11 protein-coding genes are annotated in these 15,087 nt (G+C 65.2%); 4 read left to right on the plus strand and 7 right to left on the minus strand.

All coding sequences use genetic code 11. The features are described from left to right. The first annotated feature begins 15 nt into the window (after positions 1–15). Entirely contained in the window at positions 16–2,199 is a 2,184-nt protein-coding gene (locus FRC98_RS21985) for an OmpA family protein (protein ID WP_146980089.1), read from the plus strand. Between the two features lie 9 nt (positions 2,200–2,208). Then, positions 2,209–3,639, plus strand: a complete 1,431-nt coding sequence (gene radA, locus FRC98_RS04415; RefSeq protein ID WP_146980090.1) for a DNA repair protein RadA — start codon at positions 2,209–2,211, stop codon at positions 3,637–3,639. Between the two features lie 27 nt (positions 3,640–3,666). Here radA and FRC98_RS04420 read toward each other — a convergent pair whose 3' ends face one another. The 3 genes from FRC98_RS04420 to FRC98_RS04430 form a co-directional block, all read right to left on the minus strand. Next, complete coding sequence (locus FRC98_RS04420) at positions 3,667–4,050, minus strand: high-potential iron-sulfur protein (protein WP_146980091.1); 384 nt, start codon at positions 4,048–4,050, stop codon at positions 3,667–3,669. A 114-nt stretch (positions 4,051–4,164) separates the two neighbouring features. After that, positions 4,165–4,707 (minus strand): response regulator transcription factor, encoded by a 543-nt coding sequence (locus tag FRC98_RS04425; protein WP_146980092.1) that lies wholly within the window; start codon positions 4,705–4,707, stop codon positions 4,165–4,167. A 2-nt stretch (positions 4,708–4,709) separates the two neighbouring features. Then, entirely contained in the window at positions 4,710–6,041 is a 1,332-nt protein-coding gene (locus tag FRC98_RS04430; RefSeq protein ID WP_146980093.1) for an ATP-binding protein, read from the minus strand. A 203-nt stretch (positions 6,042–6,244) separates the two neighbouring features. On the opposite strand from FRC98_RS04430, the gene FRC98_RS04435 reads away from it, so the two are divergent. Beyond that, complete coding sequence (locus FRC98_RS04435; RefSeq protein ID WP_146980094.1) at positions 6,245–8,227, plus strand: HD domain-containing phosphohydrolase; 1,983 nt, start codon at positions 6,245–6,247, stop codon at positions 8,225–8,227. 38 nt (positions 8,228–8,265) lie between these two features. Here FRC98_RS04435 and FRC98_RS04440 read toward each other — a convergent pair whose 3' ends face one another. Both FRC98_RS04440 and FRC98_RS04445 read right to left on the minus strand, forming a co-directional pair. Continuing rightward, on the minus strand, positions 8,266–9,111 hold the full coding sequence (locus FRC98_RS04440) for a phosphotransferase (protein ID WP_146980095.1): 846 nt from the start codon (positions 9,109–9,111) through the stop codon (positions 8,266–8,268). Positions 9,112–9,144: 33 nt separating this feature from the next. Next, positions 9,145–9,408, minus strand: coding sequence for a hypothetical protein (locus FRC98_RS04445; RefSeq protein WP_146980096.1), 264 nt, complete (start codon positions 9,406–9,408; stop codon positions 9,145–9,147). Between the two features lie 310 nt (positions 9,409–9,718). Here FRC98_RS04445 and FRC98_RS04450 point away from each other — a divergent pair, with 310 nt between their 5' ends. Next, positions 9,719–11,929, plus strand: a complete 2,211-nt coding sequence (locus FRC98_RS04450; RefSeq protein ID WP_146980097.1) for a serine/threonine-protein kinase — start codon at positions 9,719–9,721, stop codon at positions 11,927–11,929. A gap of 99 nt (positions 11,930–12,028) precedes the next feature. Here FRC98_RS04450 and FRC98_RS04455 read toward each other — a convergent pair whose 3' ends face one another. Both FRC98_RS04455 and FRC98_RS04460 read right to left on the minus strand, forming a co-directional pair. Continuing rightward, the gene (locus tag FRC98_RS04455; RefSeq protein WP_146980098.1) at positions 12,029–13,522 is read right to left on the minus strand and encodes a caspase family protein; all 1,494 of its coding nucleotides are present in this window, start codon (positions 13,520–13,522) and stop codon (positions 12,029–12,031) included. Beyond that, positions 13,522–14,781, minus strand: a complete 1,260-nt coding sequence (locus tag FRC98_RS04460) for a hypothetical protein (RefSeq protein WP_146980099.1) — start codon at positions 14,779–14,781, stop codon at positions 13,522–13,524. Before FRC98_RS04460 ends, FRC98_RS04455 begins: the two co-directional genes overlap by 1 nt. Between the last annotated feature and the right edge of the window lie 306 nt (positions 14,782–15,087).

The raw sequence follows: 15,087 nt of genomic DNA on the forward strand, positions 1-15,087 counted from the left end.
GGTATCCCAGTGAATATGACAACGAAAGAACGCGCGCTCGGCGCGCTTATTGCGATCGCGATGATGACCTCCACCACGGCGTCGGCTCAAGGGCTGCCCAGTGCGGAGGATATGTGGAATGAAGCGCCGCCGGCGGAGTCGACCGAGGAGGTTGAGGCTCCGGGCGAGGATGACGCTGCGGTTGAGGAGGCGGCCGGCCCCGAGGCGACGTCGGAAGAGGTCGAAGCGGAGGAGGCGACTGCCGAAGCTGAGGCCGAGAGCGATGCCGTTGATGGTGAAGAGGGCGGTGAGGCCACGAGTGACGGCGAAGCTGAGGCGATCGTCGACGAAGGTGCCGAGGAGGTGCCGGTTGAGCGTGTGCGCATCTCTCCGAGCATGAACCTTGAGGGGGCGCCGGGCTTTCACGGGATCGCGTCGGCGATTAGCCCCGGCGCGTTGATGTTCCAGGTCGGGTTTCTGGGGGAGGCGTCCGGCGGATCGAACGTGATTCGGCTCAATGATGAGAACCGCACGTTGACGGGGAACGTGGCGGTGAGCGGCCAGTTCCTGGAAAACTTCGGATTTAACTTCCGGCTGCAGGCGCGCAACAACATCAATACGTTTGGGCGTCCGCAGGCGATGCTCTCGCAGGGTGATGTGAGCGCGGGCTTGATCGGACGTTACGAGGTGTCGCCGGGTGTGTGGCTCGGTGGGGATTTGAACCTCTTTATGCCCTCGGGCTTTGGTGGGGTGGGGCTATCGGCCTCGTCGTTGAGCCTGCGTCCGCGCTTTCTGGCGAGCTTCGATATCGGGGAGATGAGCCAGCAGCAGGGCGGGGGCGATGTGCCGGTGGTGGGGCACTTCAACGTGGGGTATCGCTTCGACCAGAGCGAGAATCTTGTGCCGGAGGGTGTGCAGCTCGACCGGGTGGAGCGCTTCGCTTACGGGATCTCGGCCTATGATCTGGTGGAGTTCGGGATCGGTGCGGAAGTTCCCTTGCCTTATGTGACGCCTTTTGTGGGCTATCAGCTGGCGGTTCCGGTTAACGGGCGCGGCGGGGTGTGCGATGAGGATCGGGCGCTGGCGTGTGTGTCGGATATTGGCGGCGGGGCGTTCCCGCAGAAGATCAGCGTGGGCTTGAAGGCGGAGCCGCTGGAGAACCTCGGGTTGCACGCCGGGGTGGATCTGGGGCTGACGAGCTCGGATGCGGAAGGGCTGCCGGTGACGCTGCCCTATAACGTGATCTTCGGGATGAGCTGGAACATCGATACGAGCGGTCCCAAGATCATCATTGAAGAGCGCGAGGTTGAGAGGGTTGTCGAGGTGGAGCCTACCCTTGGCTACGTGGTCGGCACGGTTGTAAACGCCGAGAGTGGCGAGCCGGTCGGGGATGCGCGCATTTACTACACCAACCAGACGCTTGCCGGTCAGCTCAGCGGCACGGAGAACGGCGTGTTCCGCTCCTACGGGTTTGAGCCCGGGGAGGCGTTGGAGCTGCGCGTGGTGCATCCGCACTACGAAGAGGCTGTAGCAAGCACCACGGTGGTGGAGGGCGAGGGTGAGCTGGAGGTGAAGTTGACTCCGCTGCCGCGTCAGGCGTGGGTGCGCGGGCAGGTGACGGATGCCGAGGGTGCGCCGCTGGCCAATGCCACCGTCCGCGTGAGCGGTGGGGAGGAGCCGGTTGAAGTGACGACCGATGAGGAGGGGCGCTTTGAAGCGGAGCTGCAGTCTGGAGCGTATACCGTGGCGGCGAAGGCCGAAGGGTATCTGACCGCGGGTCAGGACGTGAGCCTGGAGCCGGATGCAGAGCTGCAGATGGTGCTTTCGCTCTCGGAGGCTGGCGAGCAGCTCGTTGAGCTGAGCGAGGAAGAGATTCGCATTAACGAGCGTATCTACTTCGAGACCGGTGCGGCCACGATTCTGGAACGTTCGTTCAACGTGCTCAATCAGGTGGCGGCGGTCTTGTTGGAGAACCCGCAGATCGAGCTGGTTCAGATTGAAGGCCACACCGACGATGTGGGCGACAGCGAGTTCAACATGGAGCTGTCGCAGGCGCGTGCCGAAGAGGTGCGCAACTACCTTCTGGAGCGCGGAATTCGGTTGGAGCGTCTGGGCGCGAAAGGGTATGGCTCGGAGCGTCCGCTGGTTCCGAACACGTCAAACCGTAATCGCAGCCTCAATCGCCGGGTCGAGTTCAAGATTCCGAGCAACGAGGAGTAAGGAGAGTCGATGGCCAAAGCGCGCACCCTGTACGTCTGCAGCAGTTGCGGGCATGAGTCGCCCAAGTGGATGGGCAAGTGCCCGGGCTGCGAGGACTGGAACACGCTGGAGGAGGAGGTGCGCGAGCGGCCATCGGCCAGCGAGCAGGCGGCAGCCGGTAAGCGCGCGGGATACGGCGCGGAGGGGGGCACGAAGCCGGTGCGCCTCTCGGATGTTGTGACCGAGAAGGGCGAGCGCATCTTCAGCGGGGTGGAGGAGCTGGATCGGGTGCTGGGCGGGGGCTTTGTGCGCGGGGGCGTGGTGTTGCTGGGGGGGGACCCGGGCATCGGTAAGTCGACGTTATCGTTGCAGGTCGCCGGGATTCTGGCGGGTCAGGGGCTTGATGTGCTCTATGTCTCCGGGGAGGAGAGCATGGGGCAGATTAAGATGCGGGGGGCTCGTCTCAGCGTTGAGGTTGGCGAAGTTCAGGTGGTAGGGGAGACGAGCCTGGAGCGGGTGGAGGCGTTGCTGGAGGAGCATAAGCCGGACCTGCTGGTGCTGGACTCGATTCAGACGCTGGCGACAGAGCGGTTAACGTCGTCGCCGGGGAGTGTGGCGCAGCTGCGGGAGGTGACGGGGACGTTGACGCAGCTGGCGAAGGGGTTGCAGATGCCCACAATTCTGGTGGGTCATGTGACGAAGGAGGGGGCGATCGCCGGGCCGAAGGTGCTGGAGCATATGGTGGATACGGTGCTCTATTTTGAGGGGCAGGCCGGGTTAAATTTTCGGATTTTGAGGGCGGTGAAGAACCGCTACGGGTCGACCAACGAGATCGGCGTGTTCGAGATGCGAGGAGACGGGTTGCACGGGGTGGAGAATCCGTCGGCGATGTTTCTGGCGGAGCGACCGCTCGGAGCGCCGGGGAGCGCGGTCGTGCCGGTGGTGGAAGGGACGCGGCCCTTGCTGGTGGAGGTGCAGGCGCTGGTGAGCGCGAACAACTACGGGCCGCCGAGAATCACGGCGATTGGGGTTGATCAGGGGCGAGTGATGCTCTTGCTCAACATCATCGAGAAGCGGGCCGGGCTCAAGGTGGGGGGACACGATGTGTTTGTGAATGTGGCCGGGGGCGTGAAGGTGGTGGAGCCGGCGGCCGACCTCGGGATCGCGTTGGCGATCGTGTCGAGCTTTCGCAACCGTGCGTTGCCGCAGGATACGGTGACGTTTGGGGAGTTAGGTTTGACGGGGGAGGTACGCGCGGTGAGCCAGGCGGTGGGGCGTCTGGTTGAGGCGAAGAAGTTGGGGTTCAAACGCGCGTTGAGTCCGCGGGGGAACGCCCCGGGGATCGAGACATTCGTGGATGCGCACGCCGGGGCGCTGGGCGAACTCAAGGTGGAGACCGCCCGCACCCTTGGCGATGCGTTGCGCTCGGCGCGACTTGTGGAGAGCGCCGATCAGGGCTGAGGCGAGGGCCTCAGCGCGGGGAAGAGGTCAGGCAGCGGGGGCCCAGATGCGGCACCAACCGCCGGGGTTGATGGGGCCGGCGACGACGGTGCAGCCGCCACAGTCTGCGCCGGCTTCGGCTTTGGTGTAGAGGGCGCAGTTATCGCAGCGCTGGTCGGGTTTGGGGGTCTTTTCGACGTAGCCGTTGGTGGTGCGGGTGGCGATCTGGGCTTCATTGAGGCCGGAGGTGTCGTCGCAACTGACAGCGGAGACACCTTCTGCTTCCTGCCCCTTGCGGGTGGAGCCGGTGGCCTGGGATTGCCCGGAGGGTTCGCATGCGGCGAGGAGGGTGCCGGCGCCGGTGGCGAGCGCGCCGAGGATGGCGGCGCGTTCGAGGAACTGGCGGCGGTTCAGCAGGTTCTTTTCACTCATTCTGACACTCCGTAGTTACGATCGGATGAAAAGCGCGACCGCAACGGTCGCGCACAACGATGATTATAAGCACCAAAGTGTGAACATAATGAGGCAGAATGTCGCGGCCGGCAACTATTCTCTGGGCGGGTACTTGTCGAGCTTGCGCTGAAGGGTACGGCGGTGGATGTCGAGGCGGCGTGCGGCCTCGGAGATGTTGCCGCCGCAGTCGGCGAGGACACGTTGAATGTGTTCCCACTCGGCGCGGGCCAGGGAGGGGGCCTGGTAGTCGTGGTCTGCGCCGGTCATGGGGGGCTGTTCTCCGCGTTCGAAGGCGGCGATGATGTCGTCGGCGTCGGCGGGCTTCTGGAGGTAGTTGATAGCGCCGAGGCGGACGGCGTCGATGGCGGTGGCGATGGAGCCGTAGCCGGTGAGGACGACAATTTTGGTCTGGGGGTCGATGGATTTGAGGTCGCGGACGACCTCCAGGCCGCTTTTTCCGGGCATTTTCATGTCGACGACGGCCCACTCTGGGCTCTCTTCGCTGGCGAGGGCGATGGCCTGGTCGTGGCCGTTGGCGACGCGAACTTCAAAGGTGCGGTCGCGGAAAGCGCGCGCGAGGCGTTCGCGAAAGATCTCGTTGTCGTCGACGATCAGGAGGGTGCGCTCTTCGCTCATCTTCAGGCTCGCTCAAGGAGAGGGGTTGAGGTAGCCGGCGCTTCGGGGGCGCTGGCGGGCAGGAGGACGGTGATGCGTGTACCACAGCCGAGGTCGGAGTCGATGCGCAGGGAGCCGCCGATTTTTTCGACGAGGGTGCGGGCCAGAAAGACCCCCAGGCCCATGCCACTGCCGGTGGGTTTGGTCGTGAAGAAGGGTTCGCCGACACGCGCCAGGACGTGAGGGGGCATGCCGCTGCCGTGGTCTTCGATGTTCAGGCGGATGTGGTCGCCATCGTCAAAGACGCTGAGGTTGACGGGTTGGTCGGGGGCGCTGGCGTCGATGGCGTTGTTGATAAGTCCACGCAGGGCCTGTGCCAGGGCGCTGATCGGAGCGCTGATGGAGGCGGCACGTTCGGTGTGAAGGTTGACCTGGACGCGAGCCGGGTTGCGGCAGTCGCGGAGCATCTGTGCGACCAACTCCTCAATACGAGCGGGGCGTGCAAGCTCCCCCATCGACTCGCCGGCGTCGGCGGAGAGCTGCAGGAGGATCTCGCGGCAGCGCTCGACCTGCTCGCGGATGAGGCGGGCGTCCTCGAGGAAGTAGTCGGGGACGTCCTGCGACTCCAGGCCGCGGTGGAGCTCGCTGGCGACCAGAGCGATGGTGGAGAGGGGGGTGGAGAACTCGTGCGCGGCGCCGGCGGCCAGGGTGGCCAGGGAGGCCAGGCGCTCGTTGCGCATCTTGGCCTCGCGAGCGCGGTGGAGTTCCTCTTCGCGGCGGTTGAGGGTCTGCTGGATCATGTTGATGAAGAAGGCCAGCACCGCAGAGGAGACGACAAAGGCGGCCCATTTCCCCTGGACTTCCATGGAGGCAATATTCGGTCGGAGCGCCCAGGGCAGGTGGTGGGAGGCGTAGACGAAGTAGAGGCCGATGTAGCAGCTGATGCAGACGGCGGTGACGGCCCAGGTCCATAAAGGGCGGAGCAGGAGGGCAGCCAGGGCGATATGGATGAAGTAGAGGAGGCTAAAAGGGTTGTAGGCCCCGCCTGTGAGGAAGAGCAGGGCGGTGAGAAAGGCGATGTCAGCCAGAAGGACCAGGGCAACGAGGGCCTTGTGGCGAGGGCGGCCGGTTTTTGCCCAGGCAATGAGCGCCAGGTTGGAGAGGACCTCGACGAAGAGGACCAGAGAGAGCATCGGGTAGGGGAATTCAACGTCGAGGAAGGCGTTGGAGACCATGACCACGGCGGTCTGGCCGATGATGGCGACCCAGCGCAGGCGAATAAGCCAGGCGAAGTTGAGGCGGTGGACGTCTTCAACGGCGGCGTGTCGCGAGGTGTGTGGGGCGGGGGCGCTCATGGGTTGGATCGCTCGGGTCGCAGGGAAAGTCAGGCAGGATACAGCGCAGCGGAGCGGGCTATTCCGAACGTTGCAAACGTGTACATTGCGCCTTAGCTATGACACAATGCGACATCGCGTCGCGGGCCCTGTCCTGAGGCGCGAATGCGGTGGGGGGCGTCGTCGCACCAGCTCAAGCGCATCATCGATCTCGTAGGACAGCGATGCAGCCAGTTTCAGACGCAGTGACCACACATATTCTCAGCCTGACGGTGCTGAGCGGTCCGGACGCCGGGCTTACCCGGAGTTTTCAGCAGGAGCGGGTTCAGCTGGGGCGGGATCGGCGCAATGATTTTGTGCTCAGCGACGGCTTCGTGTCGAATCGTCACGGGGAGTTTTCGCTGGAGGGGAGCACGCTGGTCTATCGCGACCTGTGCAGCCGGCATGGTTCGACGGTGATGATCGAGCAAGTCTCGATGCGTCTGCACGATAACGATAAGGAGACTCAGGTTCGGCTGCAGAGTGGTGCGGAGGTGCAGCTGGGGTCGAGTTTGATTCGGGTGGCGCTGACGCGTGCGCCCGGGGCTGCGCAGGATGATACGGGGGTGCACCCCGAGCCGGAGATATCGGAGGCGGAGAGCGCGAGCGGGGAGCGGTTCATTACGACGGCGCACCAGCCTGTGCAGACGATCAACCGCCGACTGCAGAGCTCAGATCAGCGGATGGCGGTGCTCTTCCGGCTGGCGGGGCAGCTCAACGGGCTTACGGCGCTTGATGAGGTGCTCAACCTCATTGTGGACGCGGTATTTGATGCGTTTCCGGCGGCGAACTTCTTTGCGGTGACGTTGGCCAGCGATCCGGAGACGGTCGTGGAGACGGCGCCGATGATGACGCGGGTGCGAGGGGATAAGCCGCTGCCCGGGGATGAGGAAGCGCCGATCTTGAGCAGCAGCATTCTCAAGCGGGTGGCGGATACGCGGGAGAGCGTGCTCTTTGTGAAAGATTCGCTGGGGGCGGATATCTCGCAGAGCATCATCGATGCGCAGATCACGGCGTGTTTGTGTGCGCCGCTGGTCGGTCAGCAGTCGCTGCTGGGGGTGATGCAGGTCGATACGCGGGGGCGAGGCAGTCTTTTCTCGAAACACGACCTGGAGCTCTTCAATATTCTGGCGTCGAACGCGGCGTTTGCGATCGAGCGGGCGCGGCTGACCGAGAGCATCGTGGAGATGTTTGAGGGGTTTGTGGCCGCGAGCGTGGACGCAATCGAAGCGCGTGATCCGATCACGGCGGGTCACTCCGAGCGGGTGGCGAGCTATACGCTGGCGCTGGCGGAGACGGTCAATGAGATCGAGACCGGGAAGTTGGGGGAGATTCATTTCCAGCATGGCGAGCTGACGGAGCTGCGCTACGCGGCGCTTTTGCACGACTTCGGGAAGATCGCTGTTAGCGAGTCGGTGCTGCAGAAGGGGGCCAGGTTACCGCCGGAGCAGATGCGGCTCATCGGGCAGCGTTTCGCGACCATTCGGGAGCTGGCCTACCGCCAGTGGTTGCGCGCGTACGCCGAGGAGTTGGAGCGGGGCGACGCGAGGCCGGATGGGCGCGGGTTGGCGCGGATCGACGGCAGGTTTGAGGCGTTCAGCGCGGAGCTTGAGGAGACCTTTGAGTGGCTGGGGTATATCGCCACGAAAGGGTTTGTGGAGAAAGAGGAGATCGCGCGGGTACGTGAGGTTGCGGCGCGCACTTACGTGGACCATCAGGGGCGAGTGCAGCCTTATCTGACGACGTTTGAGGCGGAAAACCTGTGCATTCAGCGCGGGACGCTCAATGAGGCGGAGTGGGTGGAGATGCGCAGCCATGCTGCGCTCAGCGAGAAGTATCTCTCGCGGATTCCGTGGAGTTCGGAGCTGAGTCGGGTGCCGTGCATCGCCGGGGCGCACCACGAGAAGCTCGACGGGACGGGTTACCCCCGGGGGCTAGGGGCGGAGAAGATCCTGCCGCAGGTCAGGATGCTGACGATTGCGGATATCTTCGATGCGCTGACGGCAAGCGACCGGCCTTATCGGAAGGCTGCGACGGTGGATCGGGCGTTGCAGATTCTGGGGATGGAAGCGGGCGATGAGAAGCTCGACCGTGACCTTGTGGAGCTGTTTGGGAAGCAGGTGATCCCGCGCATTTCGCACATCATCCCGGGTGGCGGGCGAAGTTAAGAAGAGCCCCTGTGAATGTGGGCGGCTTAGAAGGGGCGTCAGCGGGGAGCGGGCAGGGCAGCATCGAGTTGTGCGAGCTGGGTGAAGAAGCGCAGCCTGCGGCGCAGGTCCATGGTGGGCGCGGCGCCGTAGCCGGCCCAGAAGGCGCGTTCGGTGGCGGGTGAGACGCCGGCCATATCGGGGGAGAGCGCGATGGCCAGGTCAGATTCTGGGGGGCGAAGCGCGGCCTGCGAGAGATCGAGGAAGGCGGTGAGTTGGCCGTGCTCGGGTTCCGCGAGGATGCGGCCGGGGGTCAAGTTTGTGACCGTCCAGACGCTGCGGGTGCGGGGGTGAAAGGAACTCAAACTCTGGCGAAGCCAGGCGAAGGTCTCGGTGAGGCGCACGTGTTCGGCGTCGTCATTGATGTTTTCGAGGCGACGGGCCATCTCATCGAGGCGCGCGGCGATGGCGGCGTTAAAGGTCTGGAAATAGGCGGTGCCGGCCAGGTGAAGGCGTGTGGGGACACCGAAGCCATCGGGGCAGGGGTGGTTGTGGAGGCGGCGGAGAGCCTGGCCGAGCGCGCGCATCATGGTCAGGCGGCTGCTCAGGTCGGTGATGCTGCTGAGGGGCAGTCCTGCGCGCGCGGGTGCCCAGCGCGCGGCGCTGAAGCGCGAGGGGGCCTCGGTGCTGAGGGTGAGCGCGCCGGCGGCGATCTCGTCGCAGAGGGCCTGGTGGCGGCCGGCGCGCGCGGCGTCGGGCCAGCGGAAGTGCCAGCGGCGTTCGCCGTCGATCTCGACTTCGTCCCAGGTCCAGCCGGGCTCGTCGGCGAGCCGGCGAGTGGTCTCGGGGAGGGGCGGGCGACGCGTGGTGGCGAGAGAGCCGGTGGTTTTGGAGTCGCTGGTCATCGGGCGCTCGACTGGCGAGGGAGAGGGGAGGGCTCAGTCACGCATGCAGGCTTGAGGGATGGGGTGCTCGCGATCTTCGAGCATGTAGCGCACCGTGCGGGTGACGGTGCGGCAAGTGTAGCGGTCGCGGGTGTCCCGGGCGAGTCCTTTGCAGCTGGCGCCGACGCCGGGGAGATCTTCGACTTCGGCGCAGCATTCGACCATCTGGCGGCATTCGGCGGGTTTGCAGGCGGAGGTGAAGATCGCCAGCGTGGCGACGACGCCGAAGATGAGGAAGATGCGGACGGGGTGGGGCATGATGTCTCCGAGGCGTGCATGGGAAGCGAGTCGGGCGGTGCGAACAACGCCCGGGGGAAGATGCTTATGCACTTTTGGGCAGAAGATCCAGACGCGCCGTGGGAACCCGACGGTGGAGATCGGGCGATGAGGCCGATGTGCTGGTGGATGCTTCACGCCATGGGCGCGCCTTCGGTGAGCTTTAAGGGAAGGAGATGGGGCGTCGGCGTGGTTCTTGCTGTCACAAGGGTGTCACGTACGCTTATGCCAGCAAAGGTGACGCGACGCATAAAGCGCGTACAATGATGCCGACTTCTTCCACGAGGCTGCCTTGCCCACCACCGCACCTCCCCCAACTTTGATCGGACGCTACGAGCTCCTCACTCGCCTCGCCACGGGCGGGATGGCGGAGTTGTTTCTGGCGCGGGAGCGGGGGCTTGCGGGATTGGAGCGCCTGGTGGTGATCAAGCGGATTTTGCCGCATCTGGCCGACCAGGCCTCGTTTGTGGAGATGTTTCTGCGCGAGGCGCGCATCGTCGCCAGGCTTTCGCACCCGAATGTGGTGCAGATTTACGAGCTGGGGCACGAAGAGCAGACCTATCACATCGCGATGGAGTACATTCACGGCTCAACCGTGCGTGAGCTCCTGCTGATGAGCCAGGCAAGTAAGGTGAAGGTGCCCTTTGATGTGATCGCGTCGATCGGGGTGCAGTCGTTGAGGGGGCTGCATGCCGCCCATGAGCTGCGGGACCTCGACGGGCAGGCGCTGGGGCTGGTTCATCGCGATATATCGCCGCATAACTTGATGTGCACGAGTGAAGGGCACGTGAAGTTGCTGGATTTTGGCGTGGCGAAGACCACGACAGCCAGCGTCGAGGCGACGTACTCGGGCAACCTCAAAGGAAAGTTCGCGTATCTGTCGCCGGAGCAATGCTTACACGAGGAGCTGGACCGTCGCTCCGATGTGTTCGCGATGGGGATCGTGCTGTGGGAGATGTGCGCGATGCGGCGTCTTTTCAAGCGGCGCACCGAGTTGGACATGATGCAGGCGATCATCGGGGGGGATGTGCCCCGACCTTCGCGCTTTCGTCCGGATGTGCCGGCGGCGCTGGAGGAGGTGGTCATGCGTGCGCTGGCGGTCAAGCGGGAGGAACGCTACGAGAGCGCCGAGGTGATGCGGCGGGCGCTCGAAGATGCGGCGCGCGCCGAGGGGTTGCAGGTCGGGGAGCGTCCGGTGGCGGCGTATTTGAAGGAGGTCGCCGGGGAGAAGCTCGAGGAGCGGCGCGCGACCGTGGCGAGCGCGTTTGAGCGGGTGCTTACGAGCGATGAGCGCCGGCGCTTGTTGCATATGACCGGGTCGAGCTCGCGCTCGAAGTCGATGCTGGGGCATGAAGACGAGGATGATCTTCCGACGGTGGTGGAGCGGCCGGGGGCGCAGGGCGCGACGCTGACGGGGGATCGGGGGAAGACGGGGGATGTGCGAGCGTCCGGGTCGATGGAGTCGCTTCCCGGGGTTGATCTGGGCGGGGAGTTTCCGGCGGCGCGCTCGGTGGTGATGTCGGCAGGCGACGGAAGGTCGGCCGATGACGGGGATGTCGATGCGGAGCTGGCAAAGCCGCGTCGGCGTCGTCGGCTCGGGGTTGCGCTGGTGGTCGTGGCCGTGGCGGTGGTGGCGATCGCGCTCGGGTGGGTGGCGCAGCGCGAAGAAACCATCGCGGTGAGTGGGGAGCCGCTGGCGATCGGGTGGGCACCCACGGTGGATCCGAGTGTGCTGCAGGCCGAGCTCGCGCCTTTGCATCGGGAGTTGGAGCGGGCCACCGGCAGGCCGGTGCCGCTGGTGATCACCCGTGATTATGCGGACCTGGCCGAGCGGTTGACCCGTGGGGAGGTTGCGGCGGCGGTGCTTCCGCCGATGCTTTATGTGGAGACGCAGCGTCGCGAGTCCGATATCGAGCTGCTGGCGCTTAAAGAGTTCGACGGCGGCACGTCTTCCGATGCGCTGCTGCTGGTGCGGATGAACGCGCAGATCACAAAGGTCGAAGATCTCGAAGGGAAGACCTTTTGCCTGGTGGATCGCTTCTCAACGTCCGGGAACTTCTTGCCGCGTCAGTATCTGCGCGACCAGGGTTACGAGCCCGACCGCTTTATCGGGCAGATCCACTGGAGCGGTGACCACTTCCAGGGGATGCGCGATTTGATCGAGGGCAAGTGTGACGCGGCGGCGACGTACTCCGGGGCGTTTTTGTCGGGGGCGGAGTATGAGATTCCGACCGGGCAGATTCGCACGCTGGCGATCACCGGACACATCCCGCAGGACACGGTGACGGCCGGGGCGCATGTCTCAAAGGAAGATGCGGAGTTGTTGAGGCGTAGCCTGCTCGACTTCGATCCGCGTCAGGCACTCGGGGTTAATCGGCTCGGGGATAACCAGCGAATTACGGGATTTTCGCCGGCGAGCGATGAGGCGTTTGAGAGTTTGCGCAAAGTGATTGAGGCGGAGCGGTTGGATGAGGAGGGGAAGGCGGGGGATGCGGACCTCTGAGGCCAGAAGACGCCGGGTCACGCGTGATGTTGATGCAAAAGAAGCCCCGCGGCGCGCAGCGCCGCGGGGCTTCTTTGTCGGTGCAGGTGCGTCCGACGCTCAGGGTGCTTCGGTCTCGAAGGTTACCACCGGCATGCGCGCGATGGATTGAGGTTCGAAGTGCGCGGTGGGCGTCTGGTCGCGGTTGTCGCGTCGGGCCTCATCGGGGACGTTGCTGGCCACGTAGGTGCTGACTTCGCCGAGCTCCACGACGCCGTCGCCATTGGCGTCGGCCTGGCCGCTGAGGCCTTCGATCAGGAAGTAGGAGAAGAGGCCGTGGCCGGTGCCGCTCATCGTGCCGGTAACTTCGTCTGCGGCAGCGGCGCTGAGCAGGGCGAAGCGGGCGGGCTGATCGTCGCGAGGGGCAACTTCGAGATCTTTGACCGGGACAAGGGGGCGCGTGCCTTCGGCGAGCACGCTGCGGCCGCCGGAGCCCGAGAAGCAGGCGTCGAGCATGACGATGACTTCCGAGGCAGTGAGCTCGCGAAGTTGGGAGGTGAGCGCATCGATGCCCATGCCCTGGCGGTTGATGAAGCGCGGGTCGCCGTCCCAGGGGACCAGGTAGGCGTCGCCGGTTTGCGGGTCGGGCGCGCCGTGGCCTGCAAAGAAGACGTAGACGCGGCCGCTGCTTTTGGCGTTTTTAGGCAGCCACTCCTGGAAGTAGGCCTCCAGGGAGGAGCGGGTGGCCTGATCGTCGAGCAGCGTGATGATGTTGCGGCGCGGCAGTCCCAGGTGCGTCTCGGCCAGGTCGGCGAAGGCGCGGGCGTCGGCGCGGGCGCCGGTCGAAGAGGGCAGGCCGCCGCGGTAATCTTCGACGCCGATGACGAGCGCGATGTCGTCTGGGCGGGCGACCACCGCGGGGGCGTCGTTACCCGGGCGCTCCGGCTGGGTGGTTGGTGAGTCGGGCTGCTGTGCTTCGCGCTGGGCGTTAAGGGAGAGCAGCGCGCGGGCGGCAGCGTCTCGCACCTGGTCGTTGGCGTCGTTCTGGGAGACGTTCTCCAGAGCGAGGAGCACGCGGGCCTCGGGCACGGCGATGTTGCGCAGGGCGTCGATGGCCGCGCGACGCACCGTGGGAAATTCGGAGCCCAGCGCGGAGACGAGCGTGGGGAGCCCGGCGGCACCTTCGGAGCCCAGGGCACCCAGGCCCAGGGAGGCGGCGTAGGGGTTGACCTTGGCGAGCTCCGGGACGCTGGCCGCGCCGACTTTGGTGGCGGTGTTCACGAGCGCGTCGCAGGTGTTGTCGTGGACCCAGTCGTCGTCACCTTCGGAGATACCCTCTTCGACACGGCACTCGGAGGCGTATAGGCGGATGAGCTCGGGCATCACCGGGGCGATGGTCTCGGCGTCGGCGTTGACCAGGTAGTAGGCGGCGTACTGGCCGTCGGGGCCGCCGGCTTTGACCAGCTCGACCATGCGCGCCTGGCCTTCGGGGGTGTAGAGGGCCTGGCGATCTTCAAAGCCCTGTTTGGCGTGCCAGGGGGTGCAGGCGCTGAGCGCGATGCTCAGGCCTGCGCCCAGCGCCAACCCCGTAAACATGCGGGAGGATGGCTTCATTACTCAACCTCCTCGGCGTCGGCCGGCGCATCGGAGGTGTCCTGCGCGCTCTCTTCGGTAGCGCCCTCTTCTTCGGCGAGCTCTTCTTCGATGGCTTTGATGTCCTCATCGCCGGTTTGTTCGGCGATGGACTCGACCATCTCGCGGCGGGCTTTCTCTTCTTCGCCGTAGGGGAAGAATGCGAGGACGCGGGCGGTGTACTTGATCCCGTCGGGGGATTCGGTGGTCTCGGCCGGGCAGTAGCGCTCGTCTTTGACGCGGGAGGCGATGCCTTCGGCGGCGGTGGCCACGACGGTCTCGTCTTCGAGGTAGCCCTGGAGGTTGGCGCGGCTGACCGACTCGCTCACGATGGCTTCACCCAGGTATTGCACGACCTGGGTGCGGGCATTGCGCATGGCCATGGTGCGGGCGATGTCTTCGGTGGCCGCCGGAGGGCTGATGCCGACGAAGTACTGACCCTCGTCGCTCTGCGGCGGACGGTCGATCCAGGCGCAACCGCCGATCTCGGCGTCGACAACGCGGAAGGCGAAGTAGACGTCGTCGAAGGTGATGGCGCGGCGCCAGGCCCAGCCGTCGGCGACTTCGACATCGCCGCCGACCTGGTAGGCGGTGCCGCCGAGGTCGGGGCCGCCCTGGCCGCCGACGTTGACGTCGGTGGCGCGTCCGGTGTTCTGGAAGAGGGTTCCCTCACCGGCCCAGAATTCGCCGATGTACTTGCCGGAGCAGGCGCCGGCGGCCGATTCACAGCAGGCGTTGTAGGCGTCAAAATCTTCGATGTGGGCGACGAGCTTCTTCTTGAGGTTGTAGCGCACGCGCACGTTGGTGGTGCGCTCGTTTCCGACGGAGGCTTCCCCGGAAGGGGCGCCGCTGATGGCCGGGGGTTGCAGGCCGAGGGAGGCTTTGACCGAGGTAGAGCTCTGGTAATACTCGTCGAATTGGCCGGCGGCGTTGACTTCGCGGTAGGTGATGTACTGGCTGCAGGAGGTCTGCACGCCGCGGTTCTCGTCGATCTCGTCGGCGGCCACGCCCGGGCTGATAAAGCGCCCGATGTACATGGAGGGATCGCTGTCGAAGGAGGCGCGCAGGTAGACGCCTTCGCGTGCGCCGGCGACGTAGGGGCCCTGGGCGATCTGGTTGGCGTCGGGACGCTCGATGTTGTTGCCGGAGCAGCCGGTGCTCATGGCGGGGATGATCATGGCCAGGAGGCCCAGGGCGGCCAGGGGGCGGCCCAGTTGGGTGCTGACAGGGAAGATTCGCATCACTATTCTCCGTACACTGCGTAGGTCTGTGTTTGCGCCGCGAATAGGGGCGCTTTCGTCATGGTAACGCTAAGCCAATGCTTGCGAGGTGGGCAGAAGACGCCCCCGCTCGGGCATTATTCATCGACCGAACGAACCTGCCATAAAGGGTCGGGGTTTGTCATGGCGAGCGGGTCTGGCGAGCGTCAATGCGGCGTTGAATGCGTCGGGCCTGGCGACGTCTCAGGTGCGCAGGATGTAGATGTAAGACGCGGCTGTGGTGCCGTCGTCAGAAGAATTGAGCCCGTAGTCGGGCCACGATGGGAA

It is taken from the genome of Lujinxingia vulgaris, from assembly GCF_007997015.1.
Lineage (GTDB): Bacteria > Myxococcota_A > Bradymonadia > Bradymonadales > Bradymonadaceae > Lujinxingia > Lujinxingia vulgaris.

Bases quoted from the DNA above. Each gene is read 5' to 3' on its own strand.
- FRC98_RS04440 (WP_146980095.1), bottom strand. From the start codon at position 9,111: ATGACCAGCGACTCCAAAACCACCGGCTCTCTCGCCACCACGCGTCGC.
- FRC98_RS04455 (WP_146980098.1), bottom strand. From the start codon at position 13,522: ATGAAGCCATCCTCCCGCATGTTTACGGGGTTGGCGCTGGGCGCAGGC.
- FRC98_RS04430 (WP_146980093.1), bottom strand. From the start codon at position 6,041: ATGAGCGCCCCCGCCCCACACACCTCGCGACACGCCGCCGTTGAAGAC.
- FRC98_RS04445 (WP_146980096.1), bottom strand. From the start codon at position 9,408: ATGCCCCACCCCGTCCGCATCTTCCTCATCTTCGGCGTCGTCGCCACG.
- FRC98_RS04435 (WP_146980094.1), top strand. From the start codon at position 6,245: ATGCAGCCAGTTTCAGACGCAGTGACCACACATATTCTCAGCCTGACG.
- FRC98_RS04460 (WP_146980099.1), bottom strand. From the start codon at position 14,781: ATGCGAATCTTCCCTGTCAGCACCCAACTGGGCCGCCCCCTGGCCGCC.
- FRC98_RS04425 (WP_146980092.1), bottom strand. From the start codon at position 4,707: ATGAGCGAAGAGCGCACCCTCCTGATCGTCGACGACAACGAGATCTTT.
- FRC98_RS04420 (WP_146980091.1), bottom strand. From the start codon at position 4,050: ATGAGTGAAAAGAACCTGCTGAACCGCCGCCAGTTCCTCGAACGCGCC.
- FRC98_RS21985 (WP_146980089.1), top strand. From the start codon at position 16: ATGACAACGAAAGAACGCGCGCTCGGCGCGCTTATTGCGATCGCGATG.
- radA (WP_146980090.1), top strand. From the start codon at position 2,209: ATGGCCAAAGCGCGCACCCTGTACGTCTGCAGCAGTTGCGGGCATGAG.